The sequence below is a fragment of the Arthrobacter vasquezii genome, assembly GCF_029455255.1.
GTDB lineage: Bacteria > Actinomycetota > Actinomycetes > Actinomycetales > Micrococcaceae > Arthrobacter_D > Arthrobacter_D parietis.
Genome location: NZ_JAROKN010000003.1, coordinates 55,469 through 74,682, shown reverse-complemented (window position 1 = coordinate 74,682; position 19,214 = coordinate 55,469). Strand labels below are relative to the sequence as shown.

Sequence of the window (19,214 nt, the reverse complement as noted above, 5' to 3'; positions counted from 1 at the left end):
TTCTGCAAGGACGAATCCCCCTGCCGGCAGTGAAAGCCCGGTGAGTAATCCGCGGTACCACCTCGCTTGCCTGCCCTACTCCGCCCGGATACGGGCCGAACAGCGCAAGCCGCTTCATGTCTGCTGTTACGGGCTTACCCGTCCGGTTCTACTGACCCGCGGGACGCGAAACTTCATCTGCGGGCGTTCTTCCGGAAGCTCACCGGTGATGGCCGGGTCACAGCTGTTGCACCAATTCTAACCGGCTGCGCTCAATCGGGCGAACCATCCGCCACCTGCACGGCCTCCCGCCGCTCAGCGCCGGCGGACCACCTTGTGCACGGCTGCCTGGGCCAACGGCCGCACTACAATCTCGTCAAGGTTCACGTGATGCGGCACAGACACGGCATAGGCGATAACGTCCGCGACATCCGCAGCCGTCAACGGCTTTTCAACACCGGCGTACACCTTCTCTGCGGCCTCCTCGTCGCCGAGCCGGTTCAGGGCAAACTCCTCGGTCTGCACCATGCCGGGAAGAACCTCGACGACGCGCACATTGTTCTCAACCTCTTCAAGGCGGAGCGCCCTGGTCATGGCCCGTTGGGCTGCTTTCGCGGCGTTGTAGCCGGCGCCGCCCTCATAGGCAACCAATGCCGCTGTTGACGTCAGGTTCACGACGGTGCCCTCCCCATGCGTCCGCAGCATCGGCAGGAACGCACGAATCAGCTTCATGCTGCCGATAACGTTCGCGCCGTACATCCACTCCCAGTCCTCGGTGCGCGCATCCGCCACCCAGTCCGCGCCCCGTGCCCCGCCGGCAATATTGATCAGGGTGTCGATGCCGCCTGCTTCGGTAACGTCGCGGACCAGGCGGGCAACGCCGTCGTCGTCGGTGATATCCAGCGCTACCGGCACTGCTCCGGTTTCCCCGCCGAGCTGTTCCAGGCGATCCTGACGGCGGGCAACCGCCCAGACACGCCAACCATCAGCCGTCAACCGGCGCACGGTGGCCTCACCGATGCCGGAGCTTGCTCCTGTGACAACTGCGGCCCTGTTCTTTCTGGAAGTCATTGACCCAAACTAGCCCATGGAGGCCCAGAAGTCGGTGTATCCGGCCAGCATGAAACAATCGATGCATGGCAAACATCAACGAGGGTACAGACACGCCCACACCGGCGCCCATCAACGTTCCCGACAAGCCCGCGCTCGAGGGCCTGGAAGCCGCGCTGAACACGCGCTGGCGCACCGAGGGAACCTACACCTTCAATCCTGAGACGTCGCGTGAGAACGTCTACTCCATCGACACCCCGCCTCCCACGGCATCCGGATCCCTGCATGTGGGCCACGTGTTCTCCTACACGCAGACCGACGTCATGGCGCGCTATCAGCGCATGACGGGCAAGAACGTCTTCTACCCGATGGGCTGGGATGACAACGGCCTGCCCACCGAGCGGCGCGTGCAGAACTACTACGGGGTCCGCTGCGATCCCTCCGTGCCATACAGCCCCGACTACCGTCCGCCGGCTCAGGCCGCGAAGAACCAGCGGGATTTCGACGTAGTCTCCCGCCGCAACTTCATCGAGCTTTGCGAGGAACTCGCCGTGGAGGATGAGAAGGTTTTCGAGAACCTCTTCCTGTCCCTCGGCCTGTCCGTGGACTGGAACCTGACCTACCGCACCATCGATTCAACCTCCCGCGCCGTCTCCCAGCGTGCCTTCCTGGCCAACCTCAAGCAGGGTGACGCGTACCTCGCTGAGGCACCCACCCTCTGGGATGTGACCTTCCGGACCGCCGTTGCGCAGGCCGAGCTCGAGGACCGCGAAGTTCCGGGGGCGTATTACCGCTATCCCTTCGAGGCCGCGGACGGCACCCGGATCCACATCGAAACCACGCGACCCGAACTCCTCGCCGCGTGCGTCGCCCTGGTGGCACACCCGGATGATGAGCGTTTCCAGCCTTACTTCGGTACCACGGTCACCTCACCCCTCTTCGGCGTGGAGGTCGAGGTCAAGGCGCATCCCCTGGCCAAGCCGGACAAGGGCGCCGGCATTGCGATGGTCTGCACGTTCGGAGACCTCACCGACGTCACCTGGTGGCGCGAGCTCGAACTGCCCACCCGCGCGATCGTTGGCCGCGACGGCCGGATTCTTGCGGACACCCCGGACTGGATTACGACGACGGCCGGCCGGGACAACTACTCCCGCATCGCCGGTAAGACCGTCTTCTCCGCGAAGGAAGCCGTAGCGGAGATGCTCAACGAAGCAGATTTGCTCGACGGGGAGCCCAAGAAGATCACCCACCCCGTGAATTTCTTCGAAAAGGGCGACAAACCGCTCGAAGTAGTCACCAGCCGACAGTGGTACATCCGCAACGGCGGCAGGGATGCCGACCGTCGTGAACGCCTCATTGCACGCGGCCGCGAGATCGACTTCCACCCATCGTTCATGCGCAGTAGGTATGAGAACTGGATCGAGGGCCTCAACGGTGACTGGCTGATCTCCCGCCAGCGGTTCTTCGGGGTGCCGTTCCCGGTCTGGTACGCCCTCGATGAGCACGGAACACCTGACTACGAGAACCCGGTCATCCCGTCCGATGACATGCTGCCCGTTGACCCGGCTGCAGAGCCGGCGCCGGGGTTCGACGAAGCGCAGCGGGATCAGCCGGGCGGCTTCATGGGAGACCCCGACGTTCTGGACACCTGGGCGACGTCGTCGCTCTCGCCACAGATTATCGGCGGCTGGTCACGGGACGAGGACCTGTTCGCTAAGGTCTACCCTTTCGATTTACGCCCGCAGGGACACGACATCATCCGCACCTGGATGTTCTCTTCGGTGGTTCGCGCTGACTCGCTGCTCGACTCCGCGCCGTGGAAGCACGCCGCCATTTCGGGCTGGATTCTTGATCCTGACCGCAAGAAGATGTCCAAGTCCAAGGGCAATGTCGTTGTTCCCACGGATGCACTTGATCAGTTTGGCTCGGACGCAGTCCGCTATTGGGCGGCGTCAGCCAAGCTAGGTGCGGACACCGCCTACGAAATCGCGCAGATGAAGATTGGCCGAAGGTTGGCCATCAAGCTGCTCAACGCATCCAAGTTCGTGCTCAACCTTGGCGCCACAGAAGCAGACATCATCTCCCAGGACGCAGCGGCGGTTACCAATCCGCTTGACCGTTCGCTCCTGGCCTCCCTCGATGAGGTGGTTGAACAGGCCACGGCTGCCTTTGAGAAGTACGACTACGCGCGCGCTCTGCAGCTCACCGAGACGTTCTTCTGGTCATTCACGGACGACTACGTCGAGCTTATCAAGGACCGCGCGTACGGTAGCGCGGGAGATTCCGAGAAAGCATCTGTGCTCGCGGCCCTGGCAACAACCCTTGACCGGCTGCTTCGCCTCTTTGCCCCGGTTCTTCCGTTCGCTACGGAGGAAGTGTGGAGCTGGTGGCGCCGCGGGTCCGTGCACCGGTCGGCCTGGCCTGCCGCAGGCATGCTGGCCTCCGCGGCTCTTGACGCCGATACCGGAATGCTCGCAACCGTGGGCGCTGCGCTGGGTGGTCTTCGAAAGGCCAAGTCGGAAGCAAAGGTCAAGCAGCGCACACAGGTGCTGTCGGCGGTCATCAGCGGCTCAGAAGCGCAGGTCCGGCAGCTTGAGGAAGCGCTTTCCGATCTGAGCGCCGCCGGCAATGCGAGCGGCCTTGAACTCCGCGTTTCCGACGGTGACCTTTCCGTGAGCGACGTCCGACTGGCGCCGCCGGAGGAACCCTCGGCCCCGGCCTGACCCTGCCTGGTCCACCATGCAGAAGCCCCTCCAGCCAGGCAATGGCGGAGGGGCTTTGGCGTTCGTTATTCCGGTCTACTCAGCCACGATCTGTCTCAGTCGAAGGAGGGGCTGGACGTGCGGGATCGCTTCAGCTCGAAGAACTCGGGGAATTCCGCCATCATGACCGCGCCGTCGAAGATGCGCCCGGCTTCCTCTCCGCGGGGAATGCGTGTAAGAACCGGACCGAAGAAAGCCGTTCCGTCGAATGCAACGACTGGGGTTCCAACCTCGTCGCCGACCCTATCGATGCCCTCCTGGTGCGATTCCCGCAACTGGGTGTCAAAGTCATCGCTGGTGGCGTACTCGGACAGAGAAGCGGGAAGACCGGTCTCTTCAAGTGCCTCACGGATCACTGCTTCGTAATCGGAGGCGCCGCCATTATGGATGCGGGTGCCCATGGCGTCATAGAGCTTCTTGATGTTCTCCCGCCCGTGTAGCTCGGAGGCGGCGATGATCACCCGCACCGGAGCCCAGGCACGATTCATTAGCTCCTCGTAATCCTCAGGAAGGTCCCGGCCTTCGTTGAGGACAGACAGGCTCATCACATGCCAGTCAACTGAGACCTCGCGAACCTTTTCGACCTCTCCCATCCAGCGGGAGGTAATCCAGGCGAACGGGCACACCGGATCAAACCAGAAGTCGGCCTTTTTTGCGGTCTGGTTGGCAGTAATCATGAACAAAACTCCTAGGCGGACTTGTTACGGCGCTTGGCCACTACGTCATGGGAGATCAGTGTGGGCTCGGCCGATTTGTCGACAACTGCTCCGCTGATGACCACGGTTGCGATGTCTTCCCGGCTTGGGAGGTCAAACATCACAGGAAGGAGGACCTCTTCCATGATGGCGCGCAGTCCCCTGGCGCCGGTTCCGCGCTCGAGAGCCTGGTCGGCGATTGCTTCCAGTGCCTGTGGTTCGAAGACCAGCTCCACACCGTCCAGGGCGAACATCTTTTGATACTGCTTGATCAGCGCATTCTTGGGCTCCGTCAGAATCTGCATCAGGGCCGGCCGGTCAAGGTGCGTGACGGTGGTGATCACTGGCAGGCGTCCAATGAACTCCGGAATCAGACCAAACTTGAGGAGGTCCTCCGGCATGACATCGCCGTAGCTGACTTCCTCGTTCGTGAGCGAACTGAGCGGTGCGCCGAAGCCGATGCCCTTCCGCCCTGCCCGCGAACCAATAATCTCCTCCAGCCCTGCGAAAGCACCTGCAACGATGAAGAGCACGTTGGTGGTGTCGATCTGGATGAACTCCTGGTGTGGGTGTTTGCGTCCGCCCTGCGGCGGCACGGATGCCACCGTTCCCTCCAGGATTTTCAGCAGCGCCTGCTGGACACCCTCACCCGAGACATCCCGGGTGATTGACGGATTCTCACTCTTACGCGAAATCTTGTCGATTTCATCGATGTAGATAATGCCTTGCTCAGCCTTCTTGACGTCATAGTCAGCTGCCTGGATGAGCTTTAGCAGGATGTTCTCTACGTCTTCACCTACGTAGCCGGCCTCGGTCAGTGCAGTGGCGTCAGCAACTGCAAACGGCACGTTCAGCCGCCTTGCGAGGGTCTGCGCGAGGTACGTCTTGCCGCAGCCCGTGGGTCCGATCAGCAGGATGTTCGACTTTGCGATCTCGACATCTTCAGCCGGAGACGCATCCGACAGGTTAGCCGAGGCGCGGGGCGTGTGGCCCGACTGGATCCGCTTGTAGTGGTTGTAGACAGCCACAGCCAGCGATCGCTTGGCCGGCTCCTGTCCGATGACGTATTCCTGCAGGAAGTCGAAGATTTCACGGGGCTTCGGCAACTCGAATGTACCGAGGTCAGCAACTTCGGAAAGCTCTTCCTCGATGATTTCATTGCACAGTTCTATGCATTCGTCGCAGATATATACGCCCGGGCCCGCAATGAGCTTCCGGACCTGCTTCTGGCTTTTGCCACAGAAAGAGCACTTGAGTAGATCGGTGCTCTCACCAATGCGAGCCATGTGTCAGTCCCCTAACGTGGTCCTGGAGTGTTCCGTCTAGATCTTTGGCCGCTGCCAACTGCTGCAATGGGACGGTCTCCATGCGTCGACTAGGTTCCACTCTAGGCCACTTGGTGCCCCGAATCAGCAATATAGCGCCCGTGGTCTTTCCCCATTTGGAGGGACCACGGGCGCCACTGTCACCAGCTACGGCTTGTTGATCTTCGGCGGTGTGATTTTGCGTGAGGTGAGTACCTCATCCACGAGACCGTAGGCCTTTGCATCTTCGGCGGTCAGAATCTTGTCCCGCTCGATGTCAATGTTGACCTGCTCGGAGGTCTTTCCGCTGTGCAGCGCGAGGGTGTCCTCAAGCCAGGCCCGCATACGCATGACCTCGTTGGCCTGGATCTCGAGGTCCGAAGCCTGGCCGCCCTGGCCGCCGCCGAGTGCCGGCTGGTGGATCAGCACACGGGCGTTGGGAAGCGCAAGGCGCTTGCCGGGGGCACCAGCGGCCAACAGCACGGCTGCCGCGCTGGCAGCCTGACCGAGGCAGACGGTCTGGATCTCGGGACGAATGAACTGCATGGTGTCGTAGATGGCGGTCATCGCCGTGAACGATCCACCGGGAGAGTTGATGTACAGCGTGATGTCGCGCTCGGGGTCAGTGGACTCAAGAACGAGCAGCTGCGCCATCACATCATCCGCGGAAGCGTCATCCACCTGAACGCCAAGGAAGATGATCCTGTCCTCGAACAACTTCGTGTAGGGGTCCTGGCGCTTGAAACCGTAGGGCGTGCGCTCTTCGAACTGCGGAAGGACATAACGGCTTGTCGGCAGCTGGGGAGCCCGGCCGCCGGCTGCGGCCTGGAAATCGTGGTTCATGGTGCCTCCTGTGTGGCAGGTCTATGGGAGTGGGCGTGATGCGGGTCAGTCGCGCTGGGTTCCGCCGCCGCCGGAGACGGATCCGGCATGCGCCGAAATATGGTCAAAGAACCCGTATTCCAGGGCATCCTGCGCCGTGAACCACTTGTCCCGGTCATTGTCCTTGAGGATGGTCTCCACCGACTGTCCGGTCTGCTCGGCGGTGAGTTCGGCCATAACGCGCTTCATGTGCAGGATCAGCTCTGCCTGAATCTTGATGTCAGAAGCGGTGCCTCCGATCCCGCCGGACGGCTGGTGCATCAGGATGCGGGCGTGCGGGGTGGCGTAACGCTTGCCCTTGGTGCCGGAGGACAGCAGGAACTGACCCATCGAAGCTGCAAGGCCCGTAGCCACTGTGACGACGTCGTTCGGGATGAACTGCATGGTGTCATAGATGGCCATGCCCGCAGTCACTGATCCGCCGGGTGAGTTGATGTAGAGGAAAATGTCCTTCTCAGGATCTTCCGCCGACAGCAGGAGCAACTGCGAGCAGATGGCGTTAGCGTTTTCGTCCCGCACTTCAGATCCGAGCCAGATGATCCGCTCCTTCAGAAGCCGGTTGTAGATGTAGTCGTCACGGCTGGCAGGATCAACGGTTGCCATGGTCGGTGTGGTGGATTCGGATGCCATTGCTGATTGACCTCTCACTCAGGTTTTTCTCTCACTGGACACTAACCTGTTTGCGTACTGTTTTGCTCCCGTGCCGTGAGCTGTTCGCTGACGGCGTTAGGAAGCGGGAGGCTTAACGGCAGATGCCGCCAGCAGGGCGCTGACGGCATCTGTTTCCGCTAGGTCGAGCTAAGCCTTCGTGGACTCCGCATCCGCTTCATCAGTGTCTGAAGCGGGAGCATCGGACTCGACAGCCGACGCCTCGACTGCCTCCTCGGAGGCCTCCTCAGCCGCTGTCTCGCTCTCCGCCTGCTCAACATCTCCGGCCGGGCGAACGAAGTCCGAAAGGTCGACAGTTTCGCCGTTGGTATCGGTAACCACTGCAAGCTCCAGAACCTTGGCCAGGGCCTTGCGACGGCGGACTTCACCGACGATCATCGGTACCTGTCCGCTCTGGTCAAGCATCTGCGCGAACTGGTTTGGTTCCATGCCGTACTGGCTTGCCGACGTAACGATGTAGTCGATCAGCTCGTTCTGGCTGACACCGATTTCTTCCTTCTCGGCGACCGCATCCAGGACAATCTCATTGCGGAATGCCTGCTCGGTGTTCCCGCGAACCTCTGCGCGGTGTTCCTCGGTGTCGTGGTCCGCGCCGGCCGAGTGGCTGCTCTCCGAATTGAAGTGCTGCTCAAGCTGCTCTTCGATGACGGATTCAGGCACCGGAACCTCGACGAGTTCCAGCAGTTTCTCAAGCACCTTGTCGCGCGCTTCCACGCCCTGCTCAACGAGCTTGTCTTCTGAAGAGCGCTTCGCCAGATCAGCACGCAGCTCATCAATGGTGTCGAACTCGCTGGCGAGCTGAGCGAAATCATCGTTGGCGTCAGGGAGCTCGCGCTCTTTCACGGCCTTCACCGAAACCGTAACCTCGGCAGCCTTACCGGTGTGCTCGCCGCCGGCGAGCGTGGTCTCGAAGGTCGACGACTCGTCAGCACTCAGGCCGGTCACGGCTTCATCCATGCCTTCCAGCATGGTGCCGGATCCCACCTGGTAAGAGATGTCGACAGCGGAGTCCACTTCCTCGCCGTCGATCTTGGCAGTCAGATCAAGGGTCAGGAAGTCACCGTCGGTAGCGGGGCGGTCCACATCCTTGAGGGTGCCGAAGCGTCCGCGCAGCTCGTCAAGTGACTTCACGACGTCTTCATCAGAAGCTTTCGCAGCCTCAACGGTGACTTCGAGCCCGGAGTACTCCGGAAGTTCAATCTCGGGGCGGATATCGAGCTCAACCGTGAAGAGGAGCTGGCCGTCCTGCGCCGTGGGGTCGGGAACCTCGGTGATTTCCACCTCGGGCCGGCTCAGCGGGCGGATCTTCATATCCTGGACGGCACTTTGGTAGAAGCCATTGAGGCCGTCGTTGATGGCCGTCTCGATGACGTAACCGCGCCCTACCCGCTGGTCAATCAGCTTGTTGGGGACTTTGCCTTTGCGGAAACCCGGAACCTGCACCTGGGTGGCGATGGTCTTGTAGGCAGCTTCGATGTTCGGCTTGAGTTCCTCGAAAGGGACCTCCACGTTGAGCTTCACTCGCGTGGGAGTGAGGTTTTCGACAGCGCTCTTCACAGCCTAGTTCTCCTGAATGATAGGGATCGGTTCTGCACCGGGTATACGTATCCCGCGAAGGATCATGTCTGCACTGTTTGGTGCAGGTTTCTGCACCGTTGAACACAGAGTCGGGGTGACAGGAGTTGAACCTGCGACTTCCTGCTCCCAAAGCAGGCGCTCTACCAAGCTGAGCTACACCCCGTTGAAGTGCAGAGGCAAGTCTACGAAAGAAACCGCAAGGTTGCACATTTTGAGAATTCGACGCCCTTATGGTGTAGTTATATGCGTTCCAGACCAACCCGGAAATCGCACAGCTTGCACTGCGATCCAGTCCTTAGGTTGTCACGGGGATGTAGCTTAATGGTAAAGCCTCAGTCTTCCAAACTGATTACGCGGGTTCGATTCCCGTCATCCCCTCCACCTCCCCCATACCCAGCTCTCCGGCCCCTTCCGCATCTGGATCAGGCAGCCTGACAGTATGGACACCAGTACAGCTTGCGAGCACCCATCTCTGCCATCGCCACCGACGTGCCGCAGATTCGGCATTCCTGCCCGGTCCTTTTGTAGACGTAGTGGGCCTCCTCAGCGGGCACAGCGGAGCCGTTCCCTGCGCCGGAAGACCGATGGTTCGGCGTCGTCGTAATAATGCGTCCTGCACGCACGCCCTCGTTCATCAGTAGAACCAGGTCTTCCCACAGTGCCAACGCGCCAGCATCCCCGAGCGCCGGGCCCGGGAGCCATGGATGCACACGACGCCGGAAGAGCACCTCGGCGCGGTAGACGTTGCCGACTCCGGCGATCACGGCTTGATTCATGAGCGACAGGCCCACGGCGGTGCGGGTCCGCTGTACCCGTGCAATGAATTCCGCCGGAGGAGTGTCCGGGTCCAACGGATCCGGTCCAAGCCTGGCAATGATTGCATCCCGCTCCGCGCCGGTAATGACTTCGCAGGCTGTCGGCCCGCGCAAGTCCGCCCAACCGTGTGCGGACACTAGCCTCACGCGGACTGCTCCCACGGGCAGTGGTGGGCCGGCATAAACGGCGGGGGCGTCGTCGTCGGCGGTTTCCCTCTCCCCAACGCGCCGGGGTGCGCCGATGCTGGACGCTCCCCGGAACCGACTGTCACCACCGAAGCTCCACGCACCATACAGACCGAGGTGAACACGCATTACCAGGTCATTGTCGAACTCGAGGAACAACTGCTTGCCGTGTGCGCGGGCGCGGGTCAGGACAGCTCCGTCGATACGTTCCGCGCCTTCGGCGAAACGGCCCTGCGGACTGCTCGCCCTCAGCGCCTCACCGGCGAAGACCGAGGTGAACTGGCGTGCGAGCCGGTGGATGGAATGTCCCTCCGGCACTACGGAAGAATCTCGCCGGTGGTCTCGTAGGCAGCGATCTTGCTGATGCGCCGTACGTGCCGCTCAGCACCGCTGAAAGGCTCCTCCAGAAAGGCTTCGACAATGGCGGTGGCCTCTTCGAGAGAGTGCTGGCGCCCGCCCAGCGCCACCACGTTCGCGTCATTGTGTTCGCGCGCAAGCCTGGCAGTGTCCAGGTTCCAGGCCAATGCTGCGCGTACCCCACGGACCTTGTTCGCAGCAATCTGCTCCCCGTTGCCTGAACCGCCGAGCACGATGCCGAGCGCCTCGACGCCCGAAAGCTGATCGTCAACCACTGCCAGCGCCGCTCTTATGCAGAAGGAAGGGTAATCGTCTTCTGCATCGTAGACGGAGGGACCGTGGTCGATCAGCTCGTGCCCCTTCGCGCTCAGATGAGTAACGAGGTGCGCACTGAGCTCCATGCCGGCGTGGTCGGTTGCAATATGAACGCGCATGTAGGGGTCCGTTCCAGGAAGGTTGCAGGTTTCCCTCCCAGATTAGTGCCTGCCGAGCGGCGGTGCCGCAGCAAGCCCGGCTATCGCTGCTGAACCCTGGAGTCCTAGTTTTCTCCAAGTAGCGAAGTACATCCTTTTCATACATCCAAGGGAAGGAAGACCGATGTCTGTATCTCGGCGACAGGTCCTCACAATGGGGGGACTTGGGGTAATTGGAGCCGGGGCGCTGGCCGTTCCGTTCAGCTCCGTCAGCGCCAAGTCCGCCAGCAAGCTGGCGGACAGTGACATGCCGCTGCCGTACCGCGTACCGCTTACGGTCCCGCCGATTTTGGAGCCCTATGCGGTGGGACGCGCGCCGGACGGTGCGAAGGTCCATTATTACAGCGTCACGCAGAAGGCCGGTCTCGCAAAGATACTTCCGCGGCTGACCACGCCGATTCTCGGCTACAACGGAATCTTTCCCGGTCCCACTATCGACCTGCTTCAGGGAACGCGGGCGGTGCTCAAGATCCGCAACCAGCTGCCGCAGGTTCACCCCCGGCACGGGCACACCCTTTCGACGTCGACCCACCTGCACGGGTCAGCCTCGCTCCCCCAGTTCGATGGGTATGCCAGTGACGTGACGCCTCCCGGATTTGCGAAGAACTACGAGTATCCGAACTTCCAGTCGGCTCGTACGCTTTGGTACCACGATCACAACGTGCACACCACCGCGGAGAACGCGTACTCCGGTCTGTCAGCGCAATTCTGCATGCATGATCCTGCGGAGCGCGATCTACTCCCGCAGAACGAGTTCGATGTTCCCCTGACGCTCTCTGATGCCATGTTCGCCGCGGACGGGGGTCTCGCCTATGACGACAACTCCCACTCGGGACTGTGGGGCGACGTCATCCTCGTGAACGGCAAGCCGTGGCCGGTAATGAAGGTCCAGCGACGCGTTTACCGCTTCCGCATTCTGAACGCGTCCATTTCACGTTCCTTCCGCCCGACGCTCAGCACGGGTGAACCTGTTTATGTCGTGGCCACTGACGGCGGACTGATGCCGAAGACGCAGGCGGTTGAGTCCTGGCGCCATGCCGGCGCCGAGCGCTACGAGATCCTGGTGGACTTCTCGGGCTATCAGCCCGGACAGCGCGTGGAGCTGCGGAACCTGTCGAACAAGAACAACGTTGACTACGACTTCACCGATCGGATCATGGCTTTCGATGTCACGGACCAGCCGGTGGACACCGCGGACCACACCTGGAAGACGATCCCCGAAACGCTGGTTTCACACGAAGTGATGAATCTGCGCCCAGCCCGCGATACCCGCGTCCGCAAGTTCCGTGTGAAGAGAGATGACAGCGTCTGGGTCATCGGGGAAGATTCGTGGGCAGACATCATTGCCAGCGGGTATCGCCGGGTATGCGCTGATCCAGGCCTAGGAGACACCGAGATCTGGGAGTTCGAGAACAGTTCCGGCGGGTGGTTCCATCCGATCCACATCCACCTCATCGACTTTCAGATCCTCAGCCGCAACGGTCGTGCACCTTTCTCCTATGAAATGGGCCCGAAGGACGTTGTGTATGTGGGCGAAGGGGAAACCGTTCGCCTGCTCATGAAGTTCGGGCCGCACCGCGGTAAGTACATGATCCACTGCCACAATCTGCCGCACGAGGACCACGACATGATGACCCAGTTCAGCGTGGGCCTGAAGCCGGGCGATGTGGACCTCAACGATCCGATGAAGGCCGCACCAGCTTTCTGGGACGGCGAGTAAGCCCTCCGCCTCGGCATCTCAGTCCAGGCGGCATTCCCGGCAAAGGGAAGGCCGCCTGGACTTTTCTGTGGGTGGATACGGACTGCGGTAGGTGTGCGTGCACAATGGAACGCTCCCGGAGGGACCAGGCTTCATCAGGCACAGCGCACGACGGCGATTGGGCGCCTTCCGCTATCGCCCGGCCAATGCTGCGGCTGCGTGTTCCTTGGAGGCCACGGCGAACGTCTCCGGTATTCGTTCCCTGAGTCTGCGTGCAGAGCAGGCCGACGACGGCGGTGCAGGTGTCCGCTGCCGGTGGGCAGCTCGACAGCCGCGGGGAGGCCATAGCTTGCGGCTGCTCCGCAACAAGGATCGGGCAGAGCGATCAGACAAGGGAAAGGCCTCCCGCGCCGTACAGGGCGCGGGAGGCCTTTCTTATCCAGGGGCGGGACTGCCCCGTCGGCGGTTAGAGGATGCTGGTCATACCATTCCAGCCGGAGCCGACCTGGACCTTCTTGAGCCACCCGCCGGAACCATTGCCGGGGTACAGCCACAGCCTGCCGTCCCGATCACGGGCAAGGACGTCAACGTTCGTGTCGCCGTCGAAGTCGCCCGGACCGACGATGCTGGTCATGGTGTGCCAACCAGTGCCGACCTGAGCTTTCTTGAGCCATCCGCCGTTCCCGTTGCCGGGGTACAGCCACAGCCTGCCGTCCCGATCACGAGCGAGGACGTCAACGTTGGTGTCGCCGTCGAAGTCACCCGGACCGACAATGCTGGTCATGGTGTGCCAACCGTTGCCGACCTGAACCTTTGCCAACCACCTGCCTGCACCGTTTCCGGGGTACAGCCACAGCCGACCGTCCCGATCACGGGCAAGGACGTCAACGTTCGTGTCGCCGTCGAAGTCACCCGGGGCCAGGATGCTGGTCATGCCATTCCAACCGGAACCGACCAGGACCTTCGTCTTCCAACCGCTGTCACCATTGCCTGGATACAGCCACAGCAGACCCTTAGCATCCCGTGCCAGGACGTCGGGGTTGGTGTCGCCGTCGAAGTCACCCGGAGCCAGGATGCTGGTCATACCGTTCCAGCCAGTACCGACCTGAACCCGCGTGTCCCAGCCACCGGCAGCATTGCGGGCGTACAGCCACAGCTTGCCGTCAGTGCTCCTTGCGAGCACGTCCACGTTCCCGTCACCGGAGAAGTCGTGGCCGTCGATGCCGGCTGCAGGCGGAGCCGGAGGATCAACGACCGGCGGAGTGGGAGCGTTGATGGTGAACACCCATTGCCCGAGTGGACTGATGTTGCCGGCAGCGTCAACTGCAATCGCACGGAGCGTTGTGGTCTGAGCTATTGCGATTGGCGCGGTGTACAGCGTGCTGGCCACCGTAGGTTCAGTCCCATCCGTGGTGAAACGGATAGCTGCGCCTTCGCTCGCCGCGAGTGTCGCCGTCGTCACTGCGGTGAACGTACCGCCCGGCGTTGTGGTTGTCAGCTCCGGAGCCACCGTATCGATCGTGTACGTCTCCGAAACGATTGGCGATGCGACTCCCTGATTCACTGCGATGAACTGCAGAACCGTGTCCGCATTGATGGTGATGGGTCCGGTGTATAGGTTGCCATCGGGCTCGGGAGGCGTGCCGTCAGTGGTGAAGAAGATCGGCAAGTCACCCGGGGTGGATGTAAGCGTCACGGTTTGCGGCGCATTGAACACTGCTCCTGCAACGCTGGCCGCTACCGTCGGAGCTTCCGGAGGCGTAGCACCGACAGTCTTGCCCTGGACAACGAAGTCCGTGGTCCTTGTTCCGATCTGCTCCCGAACCGGCTCGTCGTCGATCGTCAAGACCTTGTGGATCTCGAAATAGTTGGTGTCGTAGGGGCTGCCGACGACGGCGTGAGGTGTACTGCCATCTCCAAGGTAGCCCGCGGGCGCCCCTTCAGTCCACCGCAGGAACGGTCCAATCTTCGCTTCGAGCAACGGCGAGAAGTCCCCGTTGCCGTTCATGCTTCCGAGGTCCTCCGTGTAGCGCAGGCTTCCGGTGTCATCAGCGACAACCTGGAACTTCCCGTACGGATGGGTGATCTCGTAGGTGGCGCCGTTTTCGAACACTGCGTCACCCCGAACGCGGATGCGACCGAAAGCGACTTCATCTCCCACCGCGGCGCCTTCGCCCGTGAATGCTGCTTCCAGGGCGAGCGTCAGGCGCACCTCTTCGTCGCCGACCGGCAGGAACGCCTCAGCAGCCCACCAGAAGGACTCACCGGGGAAGTTCCGCGGGAACTGCAGTGGGTCCAAGGGGAACGGCAGTTCTTCGATGATGGGACACAGCGGATCGTTGAGGCACAATTCCAGCTTCACTGGGTCCTGTGCGGCCACGCCGTCACTAGCTGCCCACCCATTGTCCTCAAGGAATGAGGGATAGCCGTGCTGACCGTCTCCGGAAACTGCAACGGGACCTACGGTTTTCAGGTTATGTATGACGTACCGGAAGTCCCGGATTTCGCCGGCCCTATCTGTTGCATCAACCGACATCGCCCGGATCAGCGTGGTGCTGCCCACTGTGATGGGAGTGTCAGTGAACTCCACCGTGGCGGCGGTCGGGTTCCCGCTGTCATCGACGGTGGGATCGGATCCGTCCAACGTGTAATAAATCCGCGCCGGTCCCGCACCCTCCGCGGTAGTTCCGGTGAGTGTCACCTGTTGTGGACCCGGATGGGACAGCTGTGTCGCATCCGGTGACGCAGCGATCCACGGACTGGAGGCGTCGAGGTTATAGGTCTCGAACTGAACGCCGGTCCGCTGGGTCGGTTCAGCCAGGCTGACGGCCATGTACTTCAGTGTGTTCGCACCCGGGATGGCCAGAGTGACCGGTGCAACGTCAGTATCCGTGGCTGAAGGCGTCCAGGTTAGTCCGTTGCTGACGCTTCCGTCCGCGGCCACTACGGGTTCAGTGCCGTCGGTCGTATAGACGACCTTCGCCTCGTCGGGGAAGGAGGTCTGGATATTTACGGTCGTGGCGTTCTTGTAGATTCCACCGGGCTTATCCACGTTCACCCGCAAGGTGGCGATTTTGCCCTGGACCGCGAAGAGGTTTGTTTCGACCCCAGAGTCGGGGAAGCCTGGCCCTTCAAGGCGGAAGAAGTTCGTATTGGAGGGACTTCCGGTTACGGTGTGCTCAACGTTCGGATCGCCGATCGATGCCGATCCTTCTGGAAGATCAGAGTCCCACGTGAGGAACGGGCCGATCTTCCCGTCGAGCGGCTCGGTCCAATCACATGGCTGCTGAAGGCACCCAAGATCCTCCGTGAAGCGCACCCGTCCCCGGTCGTCTGCAGTGACGCGGAAGACGCCGTACGGCGTGGTCGCCGTGTAGGTCTCCAATGGTTGGGCACCATCAAAGCGGATACGCATCCGGGCGAACGCGTTCTGCTGACCCTGAGCAACGTCACCGGCTCCGCCGAACGCCGCTTCCGTGGCCATGATGAGACGAGCCTCTTCGTTGTTTGGCAATGGCAGAGACGCTTCTGCTGAGTACCAGAACGACTCCTCCGGGAAGTTGCTCGGCATCGCCAGCGGCAGCGTCGGATTGTAGGCTTCTCCGACCACTGGGCAAACCGTGGCTACGTCAATGCACAGCTCCAGCCGAACACCGTTGTTGTCGCCGTACCAGTATGGGTAGCCAGTTTCGGGGTTCACTGGACCGACGCTTCCCTGCGTGCCCGTTGCTATAGCTGCCGGAAGTATTGCGGCCGACAGCTGAGGTACTGCCCCAGCTGGTGGTGGACCGAAAGTGGACAGGAGCACAACGGCTGAAGCAGCAATACCAGTCCCCCTCCACATCCTGTTTGCGCGCGGGGTTGCCCCTGCCGCGGTATGCGTTCCGTTCGATTTCATCATCGTCTCCCTGATGGTTTCCGAGTCCCCCGACGAACGAGACCGCTCCCGGGTGAGGCAGAGGTAAAACTTGCCCTGGGGCAACTGTGCCGAGTGGAGCCTGCGATTACCTTGGGCTGGTCGACGTTGCGACGGCCGGCGCCCTGCCCGTCCCCGAGGAAAGATCATGGGAAGGTCACCCGTGCTGCAAGCGGCGCGGGTGACCTTCCCATGTTGGAGGCGTAGTGGTTAGAGGATGCTGGTCATACCATTCCAGCCGGAGCCGACCTGGACCTTCTTGAGCCACCCGCCGGAACCATTGCCGGGGTACAGCCACAGCCTGCCGTCCCGATCACGGGCAAGGACGTCAACGTTCGTGTCGCCGTCGAAGTCGCCCGGACCGACGATGCTGGTCATGGTGTGCCAACCAGTGCCGACCTGAGCTTTCTTGAGCCATCCGCCGTTCCCGTTGCCGGGGTACAGCCACAGCCTGCCGTCCCGATCACGGGCAAGGACGTCAACGTTGGTGTCGCCGTCGAAGTCAGCCGGACCGACAATGCTGGTCATGGTGTGCCAACCGTTGCCGACCTGAACCTTTGCCAACCACCTGCCTGCACCGTTTCCGGGGTACAGCCACAGCCGACCGTCCCGATCACGGGCAAGGACGTCAACGTTGGTATCGCCGTCGAAGTCACCCGGGGCCAGGATGCTGGTCATACCGCTCCAACCACTGCCGACCTGAACCTTCGATTTCCAACCGCTGTCACCATTGCCTGGATACAGCCACAGCTTGCCCAGGCCGTCCCGAGCGAGGACGTCCGGATTTCCGTCACCGTCGAAATCACCCGGAGCCAGGATGCTGGTCATACCGTTCCAGCCAGTACCGACCTGAACCCGTGCATCCCAGCCACCGGCAGCATTGCGGGCGTACAACCACAGCTTGCCGTCGGCACTTCTCGCCAACACATCCACGTTCCCGTCACCGGAGAAATCATGGCCATCCAATCCGTCCGGCACCGGCACCGGCGTCGGGGTTGGTGTCGGATCCGGTGTCGGTCTCGGATCCGGTGTGGGCGTCGGTGTCGGTGTCGGATCCGGTGTGGGCGTCGGTGTCGGTGTCGGATCCGGTGTGGGCGCCGCCGCGGTGTAGGTGTAGGTCACCTCATTGGAGACGCCGGCCGGCGTCGTAATGAAGATCGCAACCGGTCCCGCTGTATTCGCTTCGACCGTGAAGGACAGCTCCGTGTCGGACACGACGGTGACGTCATCATCAAGGAATGATGCAGGTCCCATGGTCACCATGGTTGCGTCGGATAGGAAGCCCGCGCCTCGTAACGTGACCACGGTGGTACCTTCCAGCGGACCTGTGTCCGGAGTGATGGACGTGATGACTGGAGGCGCAGCCGCTGCAATGTAGGTCAGATCCACGGTGCCGCTCGTGCCAACCGGAGTGGTGACGCTCAGCGGTGCAATCCCTGCCGGATGGGCCGGCGCATTCACAATGAGCGTTCCTGTGTTCATTACCTCTACGTCGTCCGGAGAAATTACAGTGTCCCCGACGGTGACGCTTGTCTGTCCCCTGACGAATCCCGATCCGAACACCCAGACCTCCTCGCCTCCGGTCGATGCCGTATCGTCCGGATCGACTTCCTCAACCTCCGGGGCCTCGGGAGCAGGTTCGGCATAGGTGAATTCGAGCCCGTTGGTTGTTCCGGAGGGAGTCGTTGCAGTCACCACTGCCGGGCCAGCGGTGCCTGCCGGAGTAGTAAAAGTGAGTTCCCTGTCGGACACGACGACGACTCCGCGTGCTTCGGTCCCACCAATGGCAACTGTTGTGTCCGCTGTGAAACCGGACCCTCGGAGCGTCACCGCGTCTCCCCCGGTACTGACGCCATTTGCCGGCAGCAGTTCTTCCGCCGTCGGCGCTTCCGGTGCCTCCAGATGCTCGCAGTTCACGTCTCCAATTGAGATGCGGCCAAGCCAGATTGTAGCGATCTTGCCCACCTCGGGAGCTGACCCGGTGAGCGAGAGATTGACAGTCAAGCCCGAAGCTGTGGCTGAAGAGGCGTTCTGGGTGGCTGTGGCCGGTAGAACTCTGGCGACAAGTTCAGCGGCTGTCATCCCCGGCACGGTCGCCGCTGCTGCGATCCTCTGCCCTTCCACTGGCACCTCGTCCATGTCAACCGGTGTTCCCAGAATGGTCACATCCTGGGAATCCGTCTCGGCTGCGGGGGAAGTTCCGGGGAGGCAGTCCGCGGAGGACGCCACTTGTTTTGCCTCTACCGCTGCCAAGCCGAACATTGAAACCGACAGATCCTCGACGAGAACCGAGCTGGTTGTTCCTTCCGCGCCTGACGTCGTCGTGAGCGCAGCGGTACCTGCCACGCTGGCTCCTGTCAGCGCACCGAGATGCGCTGAGAGGTCCGGTATGGCAACTTCGCCCGTCGCCTCAATTGCTGCACCTGCGTCTACGTCCAGCAGGATTGAGCGGCCCAACTCCAGCGACAGTTGCAGTTTCACGGCCGACGCATCCGCATCGCCGGGGGCGCCGAGCGTTGGCGTTGCAACCATCGCTGTGCCACCAATCGCGAGCGCCGACGCTATCGCGGTGACCCTCGCAGTGCTCCATCTCGAGGACATATTCACACTCCTATGCAATCCGGACAGCCGCATCGCCAAACCGCCACCGGTGGCGGGACGTTGCACGACTGCGTGCTGATGCAACGGTAAGGAAGGGACCTTGTGAACAGGTTGAGCTCGGCCTTCAACCGGACAGCGCTATCGCCCGCGCAAGGGCAACGGCGAAATGGTGAAGGTGCACCGTTCTGCGTAAGGTGGATCACACCGCGTTACCGCGCGGTACCACTCCCCCACTCTCGGAGGCATCA

General features: G+C 61.9%; 12 protein-coding genes and 2 tRNA genes. 3 read left to right on the top strand and 11 right to left on the bottom strand.

All coding sequences use genetic code 11. The annotated features are described in order from the left end of the window. Positions 1-294 precede the first annotated feature (294 nt). Positions 295-1,050, bottom strand: a complete 756-nt coding sequence (locus P4U43_RS02375; protein ID WP_056549367.1) for an SDR family oxidoreductase — start codon at positions 1,048-1,050, stop codon at positions 295-297. Between the two features lie 65 nt (positions 1,051-1,115). Between P4U43_RS02375 and valS the strand changes: the two genes are divergently transcribed. Further along, positions 1,116-3,752: a valine--tRNA ligase gene (gene valS / locus P4U43_RS02370; RefSeq protein WP_277357283.1), complete on the top strand. Its 2,637-nt coding sequence runs from the start codon at positions 1,116-1,118 to the stop codon at positions 3,750-3,752. 95 nt (positions 3,753-3,847) lie between these two features. On the opposite strand, the gene P4U43_RS02365 is transcribed toward valS, so the two are convergent. From P4U43_RS02365 to P4U43_RS02340, 6 genes are all read right to left on the bottom strand, one after another. After that, positions 3,848-4,468 carry a mycothiol-dependent nitroreductase Rv2466c family protein gene (locus P4U43_RS02365; protein ID WP_277357282.1) on the bottom strand — a complete coding sequence of 207 codons (621 nt, stop codon included), beginning with the start codon at positions 4,466-4,468 and terminating at the stop codon, positions 3,848-3,850. Positions 4,469-4,479: 11 nt separating this feature from the next. Further along, positions 4,480-5,772, bottom strand: a complete 1,293-nt coding sequence (clpX, locus tag P4U43_RS02360) for an ATP-dependent Clp protease ATP-binding subunit ClpX (protein ID WP_277357281.1) — start codon at positions 5,770-5,772, stop codon at positions 4,480-4,482. 186 nt (positions 5,773-5,958) lie between these two features. Then, a complete protein-coding gene (locus tag P4U43_RS02355; RefSeq protein ID WP_056549360.1) occupies positions 5,959-6,633 on the bottom strand; it encodes an ATP-dependent Clp protease proteolytic subunit in 675 nt (224 codons plus the stop codon). Positions 6,634-6,678: 45 nt separating this feature from the next. After that, positions 6,679-7,275, bottom strand: a complete 597-nt coding sequence (locus P4U43_RS02350) for an ATP-dependent Clp protease proteolytic subunit (RefSeq protein ID WP_056549607.1) — start codon at positions 7,273-7,275, stop codon at positions 6,679-6,681. Positions 7,276-7,470: 195 nt separating this feature from the next. After that, on the bottom strand, positions 7,471-8,898 hold the full coding sequence (tig, locus tag P4U43_RS02345; protein WP_277357280.1) for a trigger factor: 1,428 nt from the start codon (positions 8,896-8,898) through the stop codon (positions 7,471-7,473). Positions 8,899-9,008: 110 nt separating this feature from the next. Then, a tRNA-Pro gene (locus tag P4U43_RS02340) sits at positions 9,009-9,082 on the bottom strand. Positions 9,083-9,226: 144 nt separating this feature from the next. Between P4U43_RS02340 and P4U43_RS02335 the strand changes: the two genes are divergently transcribed. Next, a tRNA-Gly gene (locus tag P4U43_RS02335) sits at positions 9,227-9,300 on the top strand. A 41-nt stretch (positions 9,301-9,341) separates the two neighbouring features. Here the strand turns inward: P4U43_RS02335 and P4U43_RS02330 are convergent. Together P4U43_RS02330 and P4U43_RS02325 are read right to left on the bottom strand one after the other, a co-directional pair. Beyond that, on the bottom strand, positions 9,342-10,238 hold the full coding sequence (locus P4U43_RS02330; protein WP_277357279.1) for an Fpg/Nei family DNA glycosylase: 897 nt from the start codon (positions 10,236-10,238) through the stop codon (positions 9,342-9,344). Continuing rightward, positions 10,238-10,711 (bottom strand): ribose-5-phosphate isomerase, encoded by a 474-nt coding sequence (locus tag P4U43_RS02325; protein WP_277357278.1) that lies wholly within the window; start codon positions 10,709-10,711, stop codon positions 10,238-10,240. Before P4U43_RS02325 ends, P4U43_RS02330 begins: the two co-directional genes overlap by 1 nt. Positions 10,712-10,874: 163 nt before the next feature. Between P4U43_RS02325 and P4U43_RS02320 the strand changes: the two genes are divergently transcribed. Beyond that, a complete protein-coding gene (locus P4U43_RS02320) occupies positions 10,875-12,470 on the top strand; it encodes a multicopper oxidase family protein (RefSeq protein WP_277357277.1) in 1,596 nt (531 codons plus the stop codon). A gap of 445 nt (positions 12,471-12,915) precedes the next feature. Here the strand turns inward: P4U43_RS02320 and P4U43_RS02315 are convergent, their stop codons facing one another. Then, positions 12,916-16,149: a chitobiase/beta-hexosaminidase C-terminal domain-containing protein gene (locus P4U43_RS02315; RefSeq protein WP_277357276.1), complete on the bottom strand. Its 3,234-nt coding sequence runs from the start codon at positions 16,147-16,149 to the stop codon at positions 12,916-12,918. 426 nt (positions 16,150-16,575) lie between these two features. Then, the gene (locus P4U43_RS02310; RefSeq protein ID WP_277357275.1) at positions 16,576-18,966 is read right to left on the bottom strand and encodes an IPT/TIG domain-containing protein; all 2,391 of its coding nucleotides are present in this window, start codon (positions 18,964-18,966) and stop codon (positions 16,576-16,578) included. Positions 18,967-19,214 lie beyond the last annotated feature (248 nt).